The organism is Methylotuvimicrobium sp. (genome assembly GCF_050611805.1).
Classification (GTDB): Bacteria; Pseudomonadota; Gammaproteobacteria; order Methylococcales; family Methylomonadaceae; genus Methylotuvimicrobium.
The window spans coordinates 55,864-76,075 of record NZ_JBNGHF010000007.1 but is presented as its reverse complement, the minus strand read 5'-3'; the positions used below and the strand labels follow the sequence as shown (position 1 = coordinate 76,075).

Genomic DNA, 20,212 nt, shown 5'->3' with positions numbered 1-20,212 from the left:
TCTTATTCGCCCATCCCAATGATAGCTTTAATATCGGCTATGTTCGTGTTGGCAGTTGAAAAAGACATTGAAAGCGTCATCCCGGCGGGGATTGCCGGGATCCAGGCTACAAGGACGTGAAAGCTACTCGCCATCCATGGCTTCTGGGTCACGGCAGTCCATGCCGAGGCGACGCCAACTATTAACGCAAACATAGCCTTAATATCCCCTAATTGACCGGATCAATCGTGTGATCTGGTCGTCTTCGGTTCGGTCAATATGAGCTAAACCTAAAAAGAGCGGTTGAGTGTCTCAAACTACCGTTCGCCCTGAGCCCTTCGGCTACGCTCAGGAGAGCCTTGTCGAAGGGTGAGGGGTAGTTTGAGGCTTCACCAAGCCGGTGAAAGTGTTGTAGACCCTTCATGCTTCGAGTTGGCTCAGCACGAACGGTCTACAACACATGCCAACTGCTCTTTTTAGGCTAAAGGATTCGCCAAGTAGGTCTACTTTGTCAGATTTAAAAAAAGCCGTCATTCCCGCTAGGATACCCAAAGGGCCCACGAGCGGGCCTCTAGTGCCATGGACGGCAAGCTCCGACCATCCCTGCCGGAATGACGAGAATCTGACATAGTATAGAACTAAGGAGCTTATTTCATTCCCATTCCTAAGCGGTTCTTGATTATTCGCTAAATCTCAATCGAGGGCCTCAGTGCGCCATGTCAACCAATCATTCCCGTGAACAATAATCAAGATACTAAGCTTTTTATAATACGGAGTTTGGCCTAAGGTCCAATATCCCCGAACTGTGATTATTGCTACTTTAACAGCAGATAAGGTTAAAAGGCCTTAATGAACGACCTATCTTGATTTCACTTAGGGTTCTAATCTAGCTCTGCAAACGAAATCGACAAGCTGCTGTTTGTTTATCGTTCTCGGAAAGCCAAGCTCGAGTCTTAGTTCTACTTTGTCATATTTACTCAAGGGCGACCTCCGAACGTCGATAGCGGGATTTCATGGCTTGTTCTCGCAATCGGTTGCGCTTGTTAATGACGTCGGCGAGCACAACTGTCGACGCGGCAAGAGGTGTGTTAAGGCCGTGGCCAGATCGTTGAACGAGAGCATAGGCCATTGCTGGCGGCCGGCTTTGTGAGCTGGTATAACCACGAGCATCGGCACAGCGGCATTCAATATGTAACGCCTGAGCAACGTCATACGGGTGAAGACCGGGAGACCTTGAAGCAACGCCAAGCCGTTTATGAGGCCGCTAAGGGCAAAAAACCGGAGCTCTGGAGCCATCGCCCGAAACTGGGATTGGCAAGCAGAAGTCTGTTTAAATCCCGATAAACCGATCGATAATGCGGTGAAAAACACCGACACTACCGTTCATTAATTTTCAACTCATGCGACAACTACGTTGACATTTACCGAGTTTGAGGCTTCACCAAGCCGGTGAAAGTGTTGTAGACCCTTCATGCTTCGACTTGGCTCAGCACGAACGGTTTACAACACATGCCAACTGCTCTTTTTAGGATCAAATAGTTTAAGAGCTAAATTTAACAGGAGATAACTTTGAAAATGAATAAACAAACCAAGCCGTTGAGCGAATTAGTTGTGTTGTTTAGCGTGATGCTGCTAGTTGCAGGATGTACAATCGGTAGGAAGGAGACTAACCAGCTAAAGGCAGAGGTAGTCAATCCTGCGCCGGATGCGGGCTTTATCGAGCGTCCCGAACAGCAGTCCAAACGAGCGGATTTGCCTTTCCAAAAAGTTTGGATCAAGCCCGGTTTTGATGCATCGTCATATAAGGAATTGGTTGTGGCTCCGGTCAATACACAGTACATGATGGAAATGGACTGGCTTCATCAGCTTAGCTCGGCGAATTTGTTGCGCGACGTCAAACAAGATATCGAAGAATTGGCCCGGTATTTTCGCGATCAGGTGATCAAGGAGTTCAGAGAAGACCCCAATCATCGCTTTCAGTTAATCGAATTTGCGAATCAACATCGACTGCCTTCGTTGCGGCTCGAGCTGGCTCTGATCGAGATCGATCCTTCGCAGCCGGCCCTGCATGCAGCCGGTTGGTTGACGTTTGGCGGGGGCACCGCAGCGGGCGTTGTCAATCAACGCAGAGCCGCATTTGAAGGTCGTTTGCGTGACATGCAAACCGGCGAAGTGGTTGCCACTTTTGCCGATCGGGATATGCAAGACGCCGGACCGCTCGATTTGACCCGTCTGACTTGGTATGGCCCGGCGAAGGGCATTATGGATAAATGGGCCAAGCAGTTCGTGCAAATCGCCAATCGAAGGCCAGGCGAGATGGTGACCGACGAAACTCCGTTTACCTTGAGACCCTTCTAAACCTTTACAAGGAACCCACCTGGATAGACCATGAATTTGATCAATAAACTGAAGCATGAAATCAAAGAAGTAGGACTGGTAATGTTATATTTCTTTTTTTGCTTTTGCGTGATTTTGACGTTGAAAAAACTTCTGCTCATCGATTATCAGGTTGAAGTTAAGGTCATTTCTACAGCAGCCATCAGCGCTTTCATAATTGCAAAGGTCGTGATCATTCTCGATCATACCTCTGCCGGCAAGCGGTTTGACGCCCGCTATCCGCTTTGGTTTGTGGTTATGTATAAGACGCTGGTGTATTTAGTGGTAGCGTTTTTCGTGTTTTACCTGAAGAGACTATACGATGCCTATCAAGTGACCGGACTGATCGATCAAGCTTTTGACGAAGTGTGGGAGCATAGAAAACGGAACGTCATGCTATTGAAGCTGATTTGTATCGGGTTGACTTTTTTGGGCTATCACCTTTACGCCGGCTTGGATCATCGTTTGGGGGAAGGCACGTTGCGCCGAAAAATTTTTGAAAGCCCGAATCCCGGCAATTGAAGGCAAGAGTGTGGCATTCGAAATCTTCGGCATTGTTGGCGGTGTTTACGCGGCTGTCCGATCGGCACTATGTTTTGATCAAGGGGAGGATTTTCGAAAGTCATCCCCTTGGATCAAACTTGAATGGTACGGATGCTGAAATCCCTCGACAGTGAGATGTTGATGAATACTGATAAAGCTGTTATTGCCGTCATAGATGATGAAGAGTCCGTTTGCAAGGCTCTTGAGCGTTTGTTGCGTTCTGCCGGGCTTAGGGCAAATACATTCCTTAACGGTGCGGATTTTCTCAGTTTTTTGGAAACCAACCGACCGGATTGTGTAGTGCTCGATTTGAACATGATGCCCATGAACGGTTTAGAGGTTTTAAAGAGCCTGGCTATGAAACGTTTGGGCTTGCCGGTGATTATTATCACAGGCGACGATAATGAGGAAAAATATCGACAAGTAATCGATCAAGGCGCCGCTGCCTATTTATTGAAGCCGATCGACGATCAGTTATTGCTTGATACCATCGATACTGTTTTGACTCATTGAAACGATGATTTTCTCTTTCAATCGGCGTCATTCAGAGCCAATGGGTATGATTCCAATCTTCTCGGACAGGCGAACCAACTCAGCTAGAGAACGGACCTTCAATTTTGTCATCAAATGCGCACGATGAACTTTAATGGTTTTTTCTACGGTACCCAGGTCGGCGGCGATTTGCTTGTTTAGCCTACCTGAAACGACATGGAGCAACACTTCCCGTTCCCGAGGCGTGAGTGTCTCCAGCTTTTTCCGAAATTCGGTCAGTTCGGCATCCGTTTTACGATGCACGCGATCCTTTTCGATGGCGGATTGTATGGCTTCGATCAAGTCATCTTCGTGTACGGGTTTAGTCAAAAAATCGACAGCACCCCGTTTCATCGCTTGGACACTCATTGGAATATCGCCGTGGCCGGTGAGAAAGATGATAGGTAATTCAATCCCTTGTGCGATAAGTTTCTGTTGCAGTTCCAAGCCATTGTGATTAGGCATGTCGATATCGAGCACAAGACAGCCGTGTAGATCCGGTTCGTATTGCTCTAGAAATTCCTGCGGCGAATCGAATGTCGTTACGTTCAATTCGTGTGAACGCAGCAGACGCTCAAGCGCCTTCAGCAGGGATGGGTCGTCGTCGATCACCATAACGATCGGAGAAGAGCCGTTCAAGCACTTTCTCCAGGATATGACGGTAGCCTGAAAGCAAAGACAGCGCCGTTGTCGGGATTGTTGGCGGCCCAAATTTGTCCGCCATGCGCGGTGATGATCGTGCGACAAATAACGAGTCCCAGTCCCATACCACGCGAATCGGTCGAGAAAAAAGGCTCAAATATACTTTCCAAGTTTTCAGTTGGAATCCCCGGGCCTTGATCGCGGACGGAGACCTGAATGCTGTCCGTGTCAGTCATTTCGGTGCGAATGTCGATCTTGGGTTTTATTGGCTTGGTATTGGACATGGCTCTGCAAGCATTCAGAATCAGGTTTATTAATACTTGCTGTAGTTGCACCCGATCGCCGTTCACAGGCGGCAGATTCCGGGCGAGGTCAAGAGTGACAGAAATTTTTTGATTCAACAAATCGCTGTTCACTATTTTCAAAACTTCTTCCACGACCTCATTCATATCAAGCCGAAGATGTTGCATTTCGCCCTTATTGAATAATAGTCGTAAGCGTTGAATGACTTCGACGGCGCGTTTGTCTTCGCTAATAATGTCCTTGAGAATGTCTTGGATTTCTTCAAGATCGGCTTCGTCTCGAGCCAAAAAACGTTGGGCGGCTTGAGCGTTGCTGAGAATGGCCGCAAGCGGCTGGTTCAGTTCATGTGCCAGTGAACCGGATAATTCGCCCAATGTCGTCACGCGGGAAAGATGAGTCAGTTTGTTCCGTTGTTGTTGCAGTGCCAGCTCCGCTTGCTTGCGCCGGGTAATATCCATCGTGATCCCCATCATGCGAATCGGCAGATCGGCTTCGTTGAATTCGACCTGACCGCGCGAGTTGAACCAGTGGATTTGACAGTCCGGCATCTTGACACGGTATTCACACTCGTAATGGCCGTTTCCATTGGTCTTGCTGAAAGCCTTTTTTACTGCGTGTTGGAGCCCCTCGCGGTCTTCTTCATAAACGATGTGCAGAAATCTGTCGAAGCTAATTTTCTCCGGCTCGGTAACGCCGTATAAAGTGCGATCTTGCTCCGTGCTCCAGATCTCATCATGTACGATATCCCATTCCCACAACCTCAAGTTTGCGGCGCTCGCCGCCAGTTTAATACGTTCCTTGTTGATCAGTAATTCAGCTTCGCTTGCCTGTAACTGATGGGCGATTTGCATGGTATGGAACATGTCGTAACTCAATTCGTAGGACATGGAGACTAGAATGGGGATGAAGTAAAAACCGACGACATAAGGCAAATCGATATTTCCGGTATTGACCAGCACATTATGGGTAAAAGCCGACAGCAGAAAAAACAAAATACTGCTGCTCAAAAGTAAGGCTCGGCGGCGGCTGATATCGGTATCTTTTCGCCATAGCATGTATGTCGCATTCAGCACGAACGCAGCGAGTGCCAAGGTGCTCAGCGGACCGAGAAAATACCAAGGATTGAGAGTGCCCTCGGGAATTGAGATTGTTTCGCTGCCGAAAAACACAACTTGTTTGAGATGGGTGATCTCATTAAAAAATAGATTCTGCCCAGACGTGAAACCGAGGACCAATGCAAAAAAACGCATGAAACCTCCCGTCCAGGCCAGCCAAGATCGCCCGGCTTCAAAGTAACAGCGTACGAAGCAAAAAATAGCCAGCCAAAGAACGAATATGGGAAGCTGAACCCAGCGCAAAAACATCGCCATGTGTTCGATGGATGTCGTTCGCATCATCATCAATTCGATGCCGGTGATGATGGCGACCGAAAAAGCGGCTGCCGCGAACGAAAAATTTGCCCATGGCTTTACACCCTTCATGCCCGCAAAAAAGTGTATTAGCGCAAAGATAAAAGATGCCGAGACCGACATGTGCCATAGCCCTGTAAACCCGATCATCGAAAACCTCTTCTTTTGCCGGATTACAAAGCCGGATAGCGGAAACGGATGATTTGATTTTGGTAGGACAACCCTTTTATATAATCGGTCATTGAATCGTTTTTCCTAGAAAAAGCATTTCACGATGAAGTTCATGAAAAGTAAGAAGTTAAATCAATAGGTTGCCATGCCGTTGCAAAACAAATTTGCTTTTCAGGAAGGTTGCTCATGATTTAATGATAACCTCTTGAAATGTCTTATGAAGTTCATGTTCTTAATGGTTAAAATGCCGAATTTAGGGTTATACAGCTTGATCTTCATTCAGATCCTAACGTGGAAATGATAAGTAATTAATTTATAAGATCTTTGCTAGTCAAATTTCGGTGCCTCCGTACGCTAATGCCGAAATTTGAAGTGCGATAGGTATAACTATTGATCATTGATCTGTAAATCATGATTCTTGTATTTCAACTTCAATAAACTTGGCCTAAAGTCCAATAGCCGCGAATTCTAACGGCGATTACTATACCACAATAAATTTGGCTAATTGTTAAGGATTGGTTTGTTTCCGGCTAAGTCTAAACGCTGTCTGCTCAAGTGCCAGATTGAAGCCGGTCTCGGAGTGGACAGCGATTCTTGGCAGGATTTCCAAGTTATTGGAAGTCTCGGTGTTGAATGAATTGTGGGCGCGGGAACAAGCCTGTCTTATGCAGGCAGGGTAGCAACTAGAACCAAATGTCAAAATCAAGGGTGACAAGATGAAATCGATTAATGTTGAACCCAATCAATGGGAATTTAAGCCCTTTTATAGTTGCAGAGCTTTAATACGAGCAATCATTATCGCGCTGGTTATTTTGCCATCGGGATGCAATAAAGACGAACAACAGGATAGGAAGGCTCCATCGGGTCAGCCATCGATTTCAACAGCTAATCCTCTGACTGACTTGGAATCTTTATTAGCGCCGATTGCGCTGTATCCGGATCCTTTATTAGCCGAGCTGCTGGTGGCTTCGACTTATCCACTCGAGGTCGTTCAGGCCGCGCGTTGGCTCGAAACCCAGCCCGATCTTACCGCCCTCAGCAGTAAGGATTGGGACGCCAGCATCATGCGCTTGGCCAGTGTTCCGACGGTCCTCAAGATGATGAACGATCATTTGGATTGGACGACACAGCTCGGTGACGCCTTCCTGGCCAAACCCGCCGAGGTCATGGCCGTGATACAAGCCTTGCGTAAACGCGCGATGGACGCCGGTTATTTGAAAGATACACCGGAACAGCAAATCGACGCACAGACCGTATCAACCGAACAGAGGGCTGTTGTGGCTACACCGGCGGTTCTGACGAAAGAAGTGATCACGATCAAGCCGGCGAAATCCGATACGATCTACGTGCCGCAATACAATCCTGAAGTCGTCTACCAGGCTCCGATGGCACCGCCGCCGACGGGTTACCCCGCCACGACCATCGTCAACGTCAATGCCAGTACTCCGGCTCCCAGTTACTACCCGGCGACGACCACGACGACAACGACAACAAGTAACGACTCGTGGGTCAATTTCGCTACCGGCGCCGTGGTGGGAGGGCTTTTGACGTGGGGCCTCATGGAATGGGCCGATGATGACTACTACGTCGGTCATCATTACGGTAACACCGTCTGTCACAGCGGTAACTGTTGGCATGGAGGCGGCTATTACGGCGATCGTGGCTACGCAAGCCATTACAATAATGTCAACATTTCGGGCAATGAAATCAATATCGATCGTGACCGCGTTTTTAACCAGAACAATTTGAGACCCTCTCAGCAACCCACCGGCTGGCGGACCGATCCAAGGCATAGACGCGGACAGGCCTATCCTGAAGGCGTGCGGCAACGGGTCGGAACTGGACAACCGGCCTTGGCCGGTCAACGGTTGGGTTCCGCGCAGACCTTACCGGCCAATACTCGGGGATTCGCCGAAACCGGACAAAGACCGGCTGTCGAACGTAGACCTTCCAGTGCCGACATCCAGCGGCAGCTTGCGCAAAAGCCGGCTGCGAAACCCAAATTGGCTCAAAGCAAGCCGTCGACGATGGATAGACAAAAACAGCCTGCGCAAAGAAAACCGCAAAATAATGCTTTGCAAGGAGTCAAAACTCCGGGCAACGCGTCGAGAATGGAGAGTCAACGCGGCGCGACTAGCCGAAAATCGGTACAAGCCGGCACGCGTGATGCTCAGCCTCGTAAACCGGCCGATCGTAGCCAGGCCTATGCACAGCGGGAACGGGCACAACAACAGATGGCTGCGCAACGCCGAACGGAATACGCTCGCCCCAATGCCTTCGAATCGCCCCGTAATGCTGCTGCAACTCAGAGCTTCAGCCAGCGAGGTGCCAATAGCCGGGGGGGCTCTGCAAGTTCCGGAAATCTTCCCTCAAGAGGTGGCGGTGGTTCCGCTGGACGAGCAGGCGGCGGAGGTCGTCGACGATGATGGAAATATTCCACACGACGGAAAACGGGGCTGACTTTGGTTTGCCTTCGAAGGTTAGGGAATTGCTCCATGTGCGATGCAATGCCAGCGTTCATCTTTTTATTCAAGCCATCAAGTTTGAGGTTCCCACTATGTATCGCGAAACTAAATTCATGCTTCTAGCGGCACTGATTTCAGTACCCTTGTTCGTTCACGCGGAAACTCCAGGTTCTGATTCGATGGTACCCGTGCAAGCCGGCGGCATTGAAGCAATGAGTTTCCAAACCCCGGACGATGCCGCCCAGGCCTTGCTGGCTGCCCTGGAAAGCGGTGAGCAAGATCGGCTTATCGCTATATTCGGCAGCAAAGAAGCCGAACTTTTGTCGTCAGGCGATGAGATCGAAGACAAGAACAACCGTTCGGAGTTTGTCAGGTTGGCGTCGGAAAAAATGCGAGTTGAGACGACAGAAGAGGGTAATGCCGTCATGCATGTCGGTAACACCGACTGGCCTTTTCCGATCCCGATCGTCAAAACGGATACCGGTTGGCAATTCGATGCCGAACAAGGTCATCAGGAAATCTTGAACCGGCGCATCGGCCGTAACGAACTCAGCGCCGTCGCCGCGATCCGTGGTTATTTGGAGGCTCAGTTCGAATACGCCAATGCCGACCGGGACGGTGATGGCGTATTGGAATACGCGCAAAAATTGCGGAGCGAACCGGGTAAATCCGATGGCCTTTATTGGGAAGCGGAAGAAGGAGCCCCGCAAAGCCCGCTCGGTCCCTTGATTGCCGAAGCAAAAGCCGAGGGTTATAAGGTTGAAGGTGCAAGCAATGAGCCATCACCCTACCACGGTTATTATTACCGTATTCTGACCCGGCAAGGAGACAATGTTCCCGGCGGCAAGTACGACTATGTCATCAACGGGAATATGATCGCCGGCTTTGCTTTGGTCGCCTATCCCGCACAATATGGTTCATCCGGCATCATGACCTTTGTCGTCAATCATCAGGGCAGAATCTACCAAAAAGACCTCGGTCCCAAAACGGCTGAATACGTCGCCGAGATCGAAGAGTACAACCCTGATTCGACCTGGGAGGTCTTTCAGACGTTGGAGTAAGGAACCTGTACGAAATAATTTGAACATTTCATGCCGGGATTCCGCTTTGCTTCATCCCAGGCTACTTTGCCAAAACAATGGAGTAGGCTGGTGAGGCACGAACCCCAGCATGATACAAAGACGGATTGGTCAATTGACTCACTTATTTCGTGCTTTTTCCTAATTCTATGAGGCGCTGACATTAAGTTAACCTCAGTTCGGGTTAAGAACTCAAGCGGTATCAGGCATCTCTTCCAGAAGACGCAGTGAATCCATCCGTGGCCGCTGGTTAGCATCTTAGCTTCTGGGCGGCACTTGCACATCCTTTGTGCATCGGAGGCTTGAGCGCGGCGTCTGACCGCCAAGGACGGCGGAAATGCCGATTTTGTCGGGTAGATAATGAGTCATTGAAATAAATTTCTGTGCTGGTATTCGGCTTCACGGAAGGCGAATCGGGCGACGGTACCGTGAGTCTGGCCAGCGAATTGCGTTTTGAAGCGCAAGAGTAGGCCGCTCGGATTTATGGTTTGCAGAAAGCTCATACAGAAATATTGAACGCCCCATAAACGTCGGCATTAGTGAATCGATTGTTGAGAGACATGCGTTGATTCGATGGAATCGAAATAAGGCTTGTGCGTTCTTCCGAACACAAGTACAAATAAACAATAAGGTTATTATCTTGGTCAACTGATCGACGCACCCGTATTTTTGCATGGACAATTCAAAAAACAACAATCCACTGAGTACGCTAGAAAAACAACTTCACTTCCAATCGTTATTGGCGGAGCTTTCGGCCAAGTTCGTGCGCGTAGAGGTGGATATGATTGACCAAGAGATCAACGATAGCTTGTGCCGAATTGCCGAAGATCTCAATATCGATCATATCGGATTGGGCTTAATCTCGGCGGACAGTCAAGATTTTTATTCTAAGTACAGCTATGCCAAACCTTGCACCAAGCCATGGTTGGCGGAATCTCTGATGTCCGAAGGCCCTTTCTTGACTCAAACCCTGTTGACGGGCAAACCCTTCGTCATGAACGATGTGGACGCGCTGCCGCCCGAATGGTCTAAAGAACGGGAAGGGTTTCTCAATTATGGGATAAGAGCCGACTTAGTATTTCCTTTCATCGTTGGCGGGCGTTTAACCGGCGGTATCGGCTTTGCTTCGGCTCGACCGAGACAATGGTCCGCCGATGTAGTGCAAGGTCTCAAGTTGATCTCCGATGTTTTCTCTAATGTGTTGGAACGCAAGTTCGCCGTACAAGCACTTCAACAAAGAGAGGAACAAATGCGATTGGCTGCCGATGCCGCCGACATCGGTCTTTGGGTTTGGAATATTCCGGAGGATACGATCTGGGCTACCGATAGAGCGCGGGAAATTTATGGTTTACCTATTGGTGATAAGCTGAACATGGAACGTTTTTTCCAATGTCTTCATTCAGACGATAAAGAGCGTGTCAGAGAGACCGTGCAACTTACATTGCAGGGCGGACATGGTTTTAGGGAAGAATACCGAGTCGTACATCCGGACGGCAGTGAACACTGGATTTGCGCGACCGGAAGATACCTGCTCGACGCCACAGAACAACCTGATCGGTTGATGGGGGCTAGTCTGAACATAACCGAGATTCGTCGCACCAAGCACGAACTTGAGCGGACCAATGCCGAACTTAAAACGGCCCTTGAGAAAATTAGCGATCTTAAAGACCAAGTTCACCAAGAGAACATTTATTTGCGCCACGAAATATCGGAGCGGCAGGGTTTGAGTCAAATAATAAGCGGCAGTGCTGAAATGCGGCGCATTTTATTGGAGATTCAGCAAGTGGCTGCCACGCCCGCTACCGTTCTGATCATCGGTGAAACTGGAACAGGTAAAGAGTTGTTGGCGACCGCGATTCACGAAGCCAGCCCGCGAAAACACAGGACGATGATCCGGGTGAACTGTGCGGCGATTCCGGCTGCGCTGATCGAGAGCGAGCTTTTTGGGCGGGAAAAAGGTGCCTATACCGGTGCGCTTTCCAAGCAAATCGGACGTTTCGAATTGGCCGACGGTTCGACGCTTTTTCTCGACGAAATCGGCGAGTTGCCGCCGGATGTTCAGGCCAAGCTATTGAGAGTTTTGCAGGAAAAAGAGATTGAACGCTTGGGCAACCCTAAGACGATCAAAGTGGATGTGCGGGTGGGCGCCGCGACGAATCGAAATCTTAATCAGGAAGTGGAAGAGGGGCGTTTTCGTGAGGATCTCTTTTATCGACTGAATGTTTTTCCTGTTCATGTGCCGCCTCTTCGTGAAAGGCGCGAAGACATTCCCCGCTTGGCCGAAGTCTTCATCAAGGAAATTGCAACGACAATGGATAAATCGATCGATGTGATAGCCAAATCCAGCTTGCAGGCTCTCTGTAGCTACGATTGGCCGGGTAATATACGCGAGTTGCGAAATGTCATTGAACGAGCGGTCATTCTTGCTAAAGGGCCCTCTCTAAAAATCGATCTGCCAACCGACTCTAGGGCTGAAGCGGGTTACGTGAAAACCAACTTGGCATCGCTGGAGCAGATCGAACGTGATCATATCACTCGAGTGTTGACTGCCTGTGGTTGGAGGGTCCGTGGGGAAGCCGGCGCGGCCTCCATTCTCGGCCTTAAACCCTCCACTCTCGAAAGTCGTATGAACAAACTCGGCATTCGCCGTCCGACTTCTGTTTAAACCCCGATTCCGGTTGCTAAAAAACTTACCGAGCCACGATGTGGCGATGAATGTAAAAAATGCAGGCGCGGTTATTTATCCCGCTCTTGGCATCGATACGACCGCCCGTCGTTCTGAGAAGGGATCAAGTCTTGCGAGGCGCATAATTGTTCGAAGACTTTTTTCTTGTCCGGGTCGATCAGAGCACTATCAACAACTTATCAAATCGGAATGAGGTCACCATGCCCTTACTAAAACAGCCATTGAAACTATCACTGGGAGCGGCAATTATTTTATTGGCAAGCGCCTGCGCTACCGGCAGTCATCCGACTACGACCGACTGTACCGAAGCTCGTGAAAAAACCTACTATGCGCTGCCGGGCCTCAGTCACGGACATATCCAATCTCCGATCAACATTTTGACCGCCGAAGTCGGCGAAAGTAGTCGGCATCGCATCACGCTGCACTTTCAGGATCACTTACGCGCAGTCGAAAACCTCGGACATACCGTTCAGATCGATTTCATACCGGGTAGCACAATTGAAAGCGATGGCAAAATCTATACGTTTCGACAACTGCATTTTCATACGCCTTCCGAGCATTTGCTCGACGGCGTAACGTTTCCGATGGAAATGCATATCGTTAATTACGCGCCGCCGCTTGATAAGACAGACATACCGCACTACCTGGTCATTGGCGTGCTGTTCAAGATGGGCAAGAAAAATGCGTTCATTCAGGAAGTATTGGACAGCATTCCCGATCATGAACACGAGACGACTTACATCAAGCACGACTCGGTTCATCTAAAGGATTTGTTCATGGAAAATATCAACAGAGAATTCAATAACTTCTATTACTACAAAGGCTCGTTGACCACGCCACCCTATACCGAATCGGTCAACTGGTTCGTGCTGAAACACATCATCGAAGCATCCCCCGAGCAGATAGCGACGATCAATCGTATCGAAGGCAACAATGCGCGGCACATCCAACAAAAACACGGCAGAACAATCGAATGACAAACATTCATGAACCGCAGTCATCTGAAGCTATCCCAACCAAATTGCTCGAAAACATCACTTACTCACTCGATACCTATTAATCCGAGTCAAATAGAAATATCAAAGTATCGCGTCGATGAATCCAATATCTAAGTCAATTTTATACGTAGCTATTGACATCGCAAAGATCAAAAATGATGTGTTGGTTGAGCTCCCAAATGGCTCAAGAAGGAAGATGAAAGTATTTAACCGACACGATGACTATGAAGCTTTGGTAGCTTTTCTGCATCCTTGGAACTCAAAATGCATGATAGGTCTTGAGGCGACGGGAAATTATCACAGAACCATCGCACATTATCTTTTAAAGGAAGGGTTTAATGCCCGCCTAATCTCGTCCGTAGCGCTCTCGAAGACCCGGGAGGCTCTTCATAATTCTTGGGATAAAAATGATCCGAAAAATGCTCAGGTCATTTTGCATATGCTCAAATCCGGAATGACCCAGGTGTATTTTGATATCGAAGACACTTTTTCTTTTTCAAACCACCAACGAAACGATGGTAATCAAAGTAAAAATCACGGGATAGATCAAACGGGCACACCGGTCTAGCTTCACCGCGATATCGCGCCGTCCTTTTTCCACCAAAATCGAATTAATTGCGACATGCATCATGCTTAAAAAAACCATAGCGCTTGACCAAAGCATGAACTTGTCCATGCGGGTCAGATAACCCACTTTGGGGATATAGTTTTCGACGGTAAATCGATAAGCAACTAATGTCAGCATGGAAGTCATAACCGCAGAGACATTGACCCCGAGTTCCTTGGGATCAATCCAAAAAGCTATCCAAGACATAGCTACAATCATGCCTAAAGGTACCAAGACTTTCCAAAGATAATATTCTGAATCCCGCTTGGCTTTGAAGTCAAAAGCATATCCCGGTGCTTGCAGGAATTCATTGATGACGTAAGGTGCGGAACTCGTTTGGAAGCTCTCCACAGTCCAATCCGGAAGGCTGATGTCTTTCGAGATCCCCGCAGCATAAGGCAATCCCTTGCTGACAATATCCGCCTTGGGAACAAATTGCACATCATCGACCCCGCTATTCATCGACACAAGATGGATGCGAAATGAATGTTTATCAAACGGAAATTCATGGACTCTTAAAGCTTGCGATAAGGGACCCACATAACGTTGGCGGTAAGTCACTGTCCCGTCGCCGGCGACATCGACAACCTGAGCCATGGTCGAGCGAACAATCCCGATCTCATTTGCGATCTGTACCCTGGGGGTCCAAACATCTATCGTTTTATAACGTTTGGTGTCTTTTCTTCCATGGGCAAGCCTTGAATCATGCCATTGCAATACCATATAAACATTAACCACAAAATTTTGCTGGGCACTGTTAATGCTGTCGATATCAATCAGCCACAAGCCGACTGAAACCTGCGTAGCCCCCGCATCACTGTCAGGTCTGCTTGGTACTGTCTCAAGCACGGGTTCCGCCGTCTGAGCTGAAAGAAGAACCGGGCACAGAAAAAGAAGCAAGAAAACCAGACTAAGATTTCGTTTCATATAGACACACCCATCTAAGCACTCCTATACAGCGTATACCCGCTCGGCGGTAAGGCATAAGTACGTTTCTGCCAGAGACTGCTCACCATACCCCTTCCCATATTCTTGAAAACTTTCTTTAATGAAAAAATCCTGAGCCTATTTCTTTGGAAACAAAAAAGTAAGCACAAACCGAAGTTTCCATTCCGGTCCGTTTGCCCCAAATGGTAAAGCCTTCTCCTATTTGATCTTCTCAATATCCGACAGTTTCCATGACCTCTCGAAATAGGGTTCGGTTGGGGCATAGAGCCGCAGATAGACAAAGAATCCCTCTCCGTCGTTGGTCTTGACGAAGTTGTTCTCCATGCCTTTCGGCGCCTCACCCGGGCCGAAGTAAAGGTTCACGGAGCCATCTGCGTTCTTCACCAGGTCATGGCGGGACGAGCGGTCGGCGCGGCCGGTGCCGTTGTCGATGAGGGTACGGGTCGCCTGGCTGTAGAGCGTGATGGACCAGAACTGCTTCATCGGTGCATTCGGCGGAATCGTTAGCTTGTAGTCCTTACTGCCGTCCAGCCAATCACCATCGCTATCACGGTAGCCGCCCAAGTAGGCCTGTCCTACGCCCGGCGTCTTCGTGGTCATGCCCGCAGAGGTCGTCACGGCCTCGTAGGTGTAGGCGGCGCGCTCGTCGAGTTGCTCGTGTTCGCCCACGCGCTGGCTCGGCTCGAGAAAGATCACGTACTCCCAATCCGCGTCGCCCCGGTATTTCACGCCGGGAAATCGTGACTCGAAACTGTTGGCTTGGGCCATGGCCTCACCAACCAGAGCGGCCTCTTCCAAGATCGCCTTCTGACGAGCATCGGGCTTGAACGGCTTGCCCTTCTCGATCCCGAGGGAACGCAGTGAAGCCAGCATGAAGCGATCGCGCTCGGCCACAGGCTCGCGCTGATAGATGGCGTGGAGTTGCTCCCAGTATTTCAAGCCACGCGGTTGATACTGAAACCACTCGTCCTTGGCCTTGGCATACTGTTGCACTTCGTCAGGATTCGATGCCGGATAGACCAAGAACGATTCGAGCAGTCTCTTGTACTCATTCGGATCAGGCGTGAGGATGCGGGTCCCGAGAAGGATGTTCATGGTTCCGCTCTCGTAGACGTAATCGGCAGCAATGCCCTCTGGTTTTTCTTGCCCGGGGCCGAGAATGAGATACTTGCCGCCCTTCCCCTTGTCCGGCCCCGCAAGCCCAAGGTCGACGACCGGACGCTGCCAGAAATCGTTCACCAAACCTCCGGTTGGCCCCGCCGGCACCTCGATCATGATCGGACCTGAGCGACTGAGATCGTTGAAGGCGATCACATACGGCGTCGTTGCGTTGGCGGTGAGGATACCCAGTTTTTCTTCGGTGCTCTCGTAGACGACGATCTCGCGATCCTTCGCGCCGAACTGCTTCTCGTGCACTTGCTGCCACTCGGCCATGGCAACGATCGGCAGAGCCCAGATGTAGGCCTGCGTTGCACGCTGGAAGTCCATCGCATCGAAAAGATGCTCCACCGATTCACGACTCGGGTAGCCGTTCTCGAAGGTGAGCTCGCCCACGCGTGTCTCAACCGTGCCGTTCCTCACGACACCGTCAAGGCCTCGACCGGGGGGGGCGAGGTCGTCGCGCAGCCGCTTAGCAACCCTGCAGCGAGGCCGCTGCATAAAGCGCCACATAGAAGTACGTGTCTTGATTTTTTCATTTGTCTCTCCTTTAGGCTTACTTGCATTGACAATAGATACAGGGTCGCTCTCGGTCAGACCGCCCAACGCCGCAATAATTTGCCGCTTGGAGCGCAGCGTAAAGCGGTCAAATTATTTGCTTTGTTATGTGGTGCTTTGACAGCCGTATATTTCAGATCTATTTCACAGGATTCGGATCAGGAAACGTCCAGGTCTTGTCGAAAAAAGCCTGGCGGGGCTGATACAACCGCACGATGTAGTTCCAACCTTCGGTGATCGGGATGCAATTCACGCGGCCGTCATCGCAACCGCCGAAGTGGACAGTGACTCCGCCTTCGGGGTTCGGCGTGGCTGTCAGGTTGTTGATGGAATTGACGCCGAGGTCGTTCGGCTCCATGAAGCCCATCTTGTTGTAGACCGTAATCGACCAGAAGCCATCGACCGGGACCTCCCTCATGGTCACCGCGTAGTTGGCTTTGCCGTCGTTCTGGGCGGGAACCCCGTTGATGTAACTGGCGTCGTGCTTTGGATTTCCGCCCCAACCCATCGCCGTTCCGATCAGGTGATGGATCGGCGGCAGTTCGCTCTTGATGCCCAGCATGTCCGACCCATCCGTGAGCGTTGATCCGAGGACATTGATCGCGTCTCGAACCTTGGTCAATGACGCCTCTTCCCAGTCCGGGACCTCCAGTGATCCGATATTTTTCTGCTCAACCTTGATTTGATCTTGAACGACATTTGCTTGCTTGATGTCGGCAGTATCGTTCGCATTGACCAGCGTTCGAAAAATTACGGTAACGTAACGGGTGCCTATCATTTCTTGCGTTATCGTGTGCGGACCCGCGGTATAGATGGCGGGTGGAATAGAATGATCTTGGCTAACCAGCATCATTGAAAGCCAACGATCGGTTTCCGGTATGGTGATCGTGACCGGTTCGGTCAGGTCGAATATCCCAAAGGAATAGAGCGTATCTCGGTTCATCCGGATGACATCCTGTCGATCCAGCGGTGTTGGTGCTCGGAGATGAAACATCTTGCCGAACGCTCCCAGTGCCTCGTAGCGGCGCATCGTCATGTCGGTCTCGGCGCGCACGAAATTATCGACTGTAACCTTTTCGCTGGCCCACACGCTTGTAGCTGAGGTTAAAACACACGTCACTAGCGCACCAAAAACCCAATCTTTAATTCTCATAATTATCCCCTTATTAGTTGTTTCTATTAATGTTGTAAAACTGAATTATACCTTTCGCACTTGAAATTTCGGCAGTGCCTAAGGAGGCACCGGGGTGCCTGGCAAAGGCTTTGCCAGCATGGATGCTGGCATAGAGCCTACATGGACGTATTCACGGCGTCCTTTGACGGGCCCCCGGTGCCGAATTTTGATCTACGGGGTATATATTTCCAATAAACTTGCTGCTAAATTGAGGAGGCACCACATAACGCATGCGTAACAGGCGCGATGTAAGGAGCTTCCTGGTTGACGCACTTGTTGGACGAAGCCGCTAACGCGGAGAAAAGAACCGTGGCTTGATTGACGATAAAATGTAACCTCACGCCCTCATTATACGAGGGAACATTCCACGACGAATCATGAGGTTACACAGCACATCAACGTACAGGCAAAGTTAGAGTTGGTCCAGAATACTTGCTTTGACCCGATTGCAGATCGAATAACTGGGTTAGAAGCATAAAAGTTGACTTCGACTCCAGGTCGTTATCTGCGATAAAGAACCAATGTCCCCGGTAAGGAATAGCCAGAAATGCTGACTCAGGAAAGTCCTCACTGAATCGAACATGGAAAAATTCGCCAGCAGGCGTTTCGCTCCAGTTAAACGGCTTACCGTTTGGTGTACGAGTAACCGTGACTAAGCCAGCATCGATATCACTAGAGGGAACATCGACTTGCTGGGAAAGGTAATACAACACACTAGCAATGGAACGTGGGCGTATTTTTAATTCATTGGCGTTGATACGCAGGAAATTGTTATCCAGTTTAATTCGCAAATATTGATTTCCGTCTTTAGGCAAATCGAATTCTAACAAGCTTGATACTTCAAGCACCTTATCTCGATTTTTATCGGTGACTTTAAACAAAACGTGTAAATCGTTATGTTCGTCCGGTCCGATTTCAACTTCATGTGTGAGTTGTAGTTCGCGAATTAATTGCATTGCACGCTTGAAGTCTCTGAATTCTGGCTCAATTGCCGGGCTCGGCCCAGAAGCAGTAGGTGCGTTGTAGACATTATTAATGCGTTCAACACATAAGCCAAAAACCCGTTCTATACTCCAACCAGATTGCGTCATGACTAGCAATGCATCGAATGAAATAGAAGACAACACGCTTTTCAGAAAATCCTCACCATCCAAGGGTTGGAAGGAGATCGTCGGCCTGTCTGAATAACTAATACCCAGATTGGGTTTCACAATATTACCACCAGGTGCTAAATTCAATTCCGTATCGATGCCGACGCTGCCATCAAAAGCCATGGACGCCGTAACACTACCTACTTTAAGGAAATAAGCTTTGTCACGATACTTCAGCCTGACTAAATTAAGCAGCATTTGCTCATTCAACGACTGAATAATGACCTGATTATAAGCCGGGTGGGAGGCTTGTAAGGCACCAGGCCCAAATGATGATTGGCAGCCACATAGAGCTAATGCGACAAGTAGAATGATAAACGACTTTTTAAACATAATTTTTAATGGAAAGAGAACGGCAGTTCAGCCAAGTAAATTAAGCAGCGATGGGTAGGAAGCTATTGACAATTTTTGCTGCAGATCATGTTTTATTCCTGCGCACTAATCATTGGGCATTGTAATGAAATAAACCTGTCATTCTTGCATGCATTGAAATCGAGTCGTTCGTTAGCCACGCATTCGATACTGACAGAGTTATTTTATATCGCCGCCTTAGCTGTTTAATACTATAGCTTTTTTTAGAATGATTCAGCAAACTACACTTCTCATTCCAATTGTACAGAGTAAAGTTATTGCTTAAGACATGCTAACCAATATGCCTAGCCTGTTAGAATCCAGTCTGGATCACAGCCTAAATTAATTTTTCAATAACCGCATATGAATACCTATATCATTCGTTGTTTTTTATATGCGCTACCGCTACCGATGGTGGTCAACGTGCTGACATTTATGCTGTTTTTCTTCGTCAACAGTTCGGACGACATGGCAGGCATGCAGCTTGGGCAAAAAAATGTCACCGAACAATCTATCAAAAAACTGGAAACACCAACACGGCTACGATTTACCATTACTTTGGAATGGCGATCAGGAAGGCAGCAAAAAATTATCTGATTAGCAAGATGCTTCAGCTTGCCGAAGCCAATTGTCCAAACAGGGTCCAGTCGTAGCCGCAGCCACGATAAGGCTAACGGTAGTTTGATACTCTCAACTCTCTTTTTAGTATTAACGGCGAACTGTTTCCTTATTTGTCATTACTGGGCGTATTGCCGTCTTATTGGCTCTACAGAACCCCTATTGCTTATTCGAAAAACCTGCAAGCGACCTTTTTTTCGAGACTGAAATGAACACTTTTTTATTCCTCGCGGTACTGCTCAATGGGCTGCCTGATTCGGGCATAAAGTCTTCTTGCATTGTGCAGGCAACGAAGCGCTGATCACTTTCAAGTTTTGATGGTTAATATCGGGTAATCTCCGATATTTCGTGTTTTTGGTTTTTTAAGCGTAGCTAGCTTCCCGCTCAGTCAATTAGTTAAGATTCTGTTTTGTAGAGGATTTACATGGTTGGCACTAGTGTTATCTCAAATGGCACAGAATGTGC

At 48.9% G+C, this 20,212-nt stretch carries 17 protein-coding genes and 1 pseudogene; 11 read left to right on the top strand and 7 right to left on the bottom strand.

Translation table 11 applies throughout. From position 1 onward, the window contains the following. Positions 1-1,122 precede the first annotated feature (1,122 nt). From ACRJJO_RS05530 to ACRJJO_RS05515, 4 genes and pseudogenes are all read left to right on the top strand, one after another. Positions 1,123-1,369, top strand: a pseudogene (locus tag ACRJJO_RS05530) (hypothetical protein); the annotation flags it as partial. Between the two features lie 185 nt (positions 1,370-1,554). Continuing rightward, complete coding sequence (locus ACRJJO_RS05525) at positions 1,555-2,337, top strand: DUF3313 family protein (protein WP_431064938.1); 783 nt, start codon at positions 1,555-1,557, stop codon at positions 2,335-2,337. Between the two features lie 30 nt (positions 2,338-2,367). Further along, positions 2,368-2,877, top strand: coding sequence for a hypothetical protein (locus ACRJJO_RS05520; protein ID WP_431064895.1), 510 nt, complete (start codon positions 2,368-2,370; stop codon positions 2,875-2,877). Between the two features lie 162 nt (positions 2,878-3,039). Then, the gene (locus tag ACRJJO_RS05515; RefSeq protein WP_431064894.1) at positions 3,040-3,411 is read left to right on the top strand and encodes a response regulator transcription factor; all 372 of its coding nucleotides are present in this window, start codon (positions 3,040-3,042) and stop codon (positions 3,409-3,411) included. Between the two features lie 27 nt (positions 3,412-3,438). Here ACRJJO_RS05515 and ACRJJO_RS05510 read toward each other — a convergent pair whose 3' ends face one another. After that, positions 3,439-4,068, bottom strand: a complete 630-nt coding sequence (locus tag ACRJJO_RS05510) for a response regulator transcription factor (protein ID WP_431064893.1) — start codon at positions 4,066-4,068, stop codon at positions 3,439-3,441. Continuing rightward, complete coding sequence (locus ACRJJO_RS05505) at positions 4,065-5,933, bottom strand: ATP-binding protein (protein ID WP_431064892.1); 1,869 nt, start codon at positions 5,931-5,933, stop codon at positions 4,065-4,067. The genes ACRJJO_RS05510 and ACRJJO_RS05505 overlap by 4 nt, the downstream gene beginning before the upstream one ends. 737 nt (positions 5,934-6,670) lie before the next feature. Here ACRJJO_RS05505 and ACRJJO_RS05500 point away from each other — a divergent pair. The 3 genes from ACRJJO_RS05500 (at position 6,671) to ACRJJO_RS05490 (ending at position 12,163) form a co-directional block, all read left to right on the top strand. Further along, positions 6,671-8,380 (top strand): DUF3300 domain-containing protein, encoded by a 1,710-nt coding sequence (locus tag ACRJJO_RS05500; RefSeq protein WP_431064891.1) that lies wholly within the window; start codon positions 6,671-6,673, stop codon positions 8,378-8,380. Between the two features lie 131 nt (positions 8,381-8,511). Then, on the top strand, positions 8,512-9,480 hold the full coding sequence (locus ACRJJO_RS05495; protein ID WP_431064890.1) for a DUF2950 domain-containing protein: 969 nt from the start codon (positions 8,512-8,514) through the stop codon (positions 9,478-9,480). Positions 9,481-10,171: 691 nt separating this feature from the next. Further along, positions 10,172-12,163 (top strand): sigma-54-dependent Fis family transcriptional regulator, encoded by a 1,992-nt coding sequence (locus ACRJJO_RS05490; protein WP_431064889.1) that lies wholly within the window; start codon positions 10,172-10,174, stop codon positions 12,161-12,163. A 71-nt stretch (positions 12,164-12,234) separates the two neighbouring features. Here the strand turns inward: ACRJJO_RS05490 and ACRJJO_RS05485 are convergent, their stop codons facing one another. Then, complete coding sequence (locus ACRJJO_RS05485; protein ID WP_431064937.1) at positions 12,235-12,342, bottom strand: hypothetical protein; 108 nt, start codon at positions 12,340-12,342, stop codon at positions 12,235-12,237. A 42-nt stretch (positions 12,343-12,384) separates the two neighbouring features. Here ACRJJO_RS05485 and ACRJJO_RS05480 point away from each other — a divergent pair, with 42 nt between their 5' ends. Beyond that, entirely contained in the window at positions 12,385-13,161 is a 777-nt protein-coding gene (locus ACRJJO_RS05480) for a carbonic anhydrase family protein (protein ID WP_431064888.1), read from the top strand. A gap of 118 nt (positions 13,162-13,279) precedes the next feature. Next, entirely contained in the window at positions 13,280-13,750 is a 471-nt protein-coding gene (locus ACRJJO_RS05475; RefSeq protein ID WP_431064887.1) for an IS110 family transposase, read from the top strand. Here ACRJJO_RS05475 and ACRJJO_RS05470 read toward each other — a convergent pair. From ACRJJO_RS05470 to ACRJJO_RS05455, 4 genes are all read right to left on the bottom strand, one after another. Next, positions 13,679-14,716, bottom strand: coding sequence for a hypothetical protein (locus tag ACRJJO_RS05470; protein ID WP_431064886.1), 1,038 nt, complete (start codon positions 14,714-14,716; stop codon positions 13,679-13,681). The genes ACRJJO_RS05475 and ACRJJO_RS05470 overlap by 72 nt on opposite strands. A gap of 219 nt (positions 14,717-14,935) precedes the next feature. Continuing rightward, positions 14,936-16,291 carry a DUF1254 domain-containing protein gene (locus ACRJJO_RS05465; RefSeq protein WP_431064885.1) on the bottom strand — a complete coding sequence of 452 codons (1,356 nt, stop codon included), beginning with the start codon at positions 16,289-16,291 and terminating at the stop codon, positions 14,936-14,938. A gap of 301 nt (positions 16,292-16,592) precedes the next feature. Further along, positions 16,593-17,606, bottom strand: a complete 1,014-nt coding sequence (locus tag ACRJJO_RS05460) for a DUF1214 domain-containing protein (RefSeq protein ID WP_431064884.1) — start codon at positions 17,604-17,606, stop codon at positions 16,593-16,595. Between the two features lie 416 nt (positions 17,607-18,022). Further along, positions 18,023-19,111 carry a hypothetical protein gene (locus ACRJJO_RS05455; RefSeq protein WP_431064883.1) on the bottom strand — a complete coding sequence of 363 codons (1,089 nt, stop codon included), beginning with the start codon at positions 19,109-19,111 and terminating at the stop codon, positions 18,023-18,025. Positions 19,112-19,492: 381 nt separating this feature from the next. Between ACRJJO_RS05455 and ACRJJO_RS05450 the strand changes: the two genes are divergently transcribed. Then, on the top strand, positions 19,493-19,726 hold the full coding sequence (locus tag ACRJJO_RS05450) for a hypothetical protein (RefSeq protein ID WP_431064882.1): 234 nt from the start codon (positions 19,493-19,495) through the stop codon (positions 19,724-19,726). A 110-nt stretch (positions 19,727-19,836) separates the two neighbouring features. Beyond that, positions 19,837-19,959 carry a phosphoethanolamine transferase domain-containing protein gene (locus ACRJJO_RS05445; protein WP_431064936.1) on the top strand — a complete coding sequence of 41 codons (123 nt, stop codon included), beginning with the start codon at positions 19,837-19,839 and terminating at the stop codon, positions 19,957-19,959. Positions 19,960-20,212: the final 253 nt, after the last annotated feature.

Excerpts from the sequence above, each read along its gene's own strand:
- ACRJJO_RS05495 (WP_431064890.1), top strand. The coding sequence starts at position 8,512 with ATGTATCGCGAAACTAAATTCATGCTTCTAGCGGCACTGATTTCAGTA.
- ACRJJO_RS05470 (WP_431064886.1), bottom strand. The coding sequence starts at position 14,716 with ATGAAACGAAATCTTAGTCTGGTTTTCTTGCTTCTTTTTCTGTGCCCG.
- ACRJJO_RS05505 (WP_431064892.1), bottom strand. The coding sequence starts at position 5,933 with ATGATCGGGTTTACAGGGCTATGGCACATGTCGGTCTCGGCATCTTTT.
- ACRJJO_RS05515 (WP_431064894.1), top strand. The coding sequence starts at position 3,040 with ATGAATACTGATAAAGCTGTTATTGCCGTCATAGATGATGAAGAGTCC.
- ACRJJO_RS05450 (WP_431064882.1), top strand. The coding sequence starts at position 19,493 with ATGAATACCTATATCATTCGTTGTTTTTTATATGCGCTACCGCTACCG.
- ACRJJO_RS05475 (WP_431064887.1), top strand. The coding sequence starts at position 13,280 with ATGAATCCAATATCTAAGTCAATTTTATACGTAGCTATTGACATCGCA.
- ACRJJO_RS05455 (WP_431064883.1), bottom strand. The coding sequence starts at position 19,111 with ATGTTTAAAAAGTCGTTTATCATTCTACTTGTCGCATTAGCTCTATGT.
- ACRJJO_RS05460 (WP_431064884.1), bottom strand. The coding sequence starts at position 17,606 with ATGAGAATTAAAGATTGGGTTTTTGGTGCGCTAGTGACGTGTGTTTTA.
- ACRJJO_RS05525 (WP_431064938.1), top strand. The coding sequence starts at position 1,555 with ATGAATAAACAAACCAAGCCGTTGAGCGAATTAGTTGTGTTGTTTAGC.
- ACRJJO_RS05500 (WP_431064891.1), top strand. The coding sequence starts at position 6,671 with ATGAAATCGATTAATGTTGAACCCAATCAATGGGAATTTAAGCCCTTT.
- ACRJJO_RS05520 (WP_431064895.1), top strand. The coding sequence starts at position 2,368 with ATGAATTTGATCAATAAACTGAAGCATGAAATCAAAGAAGTAGGACTG.
- ACRJJO_RS05480 (WP_431064888.1), top strand. The coding sequence starts at position 12,385 with ATGCCCTTACTAAAACAGCCATTGAAACTATCACTGGGAGCGGCAATT.
- ACRJJO_RS05490 (WP_431064889.1), top strand. The coding sequence starts at position 10,172 with ATGGACAATTCAAAAAACAACAATCCACTGAGTACGCTAGAAAAACAA.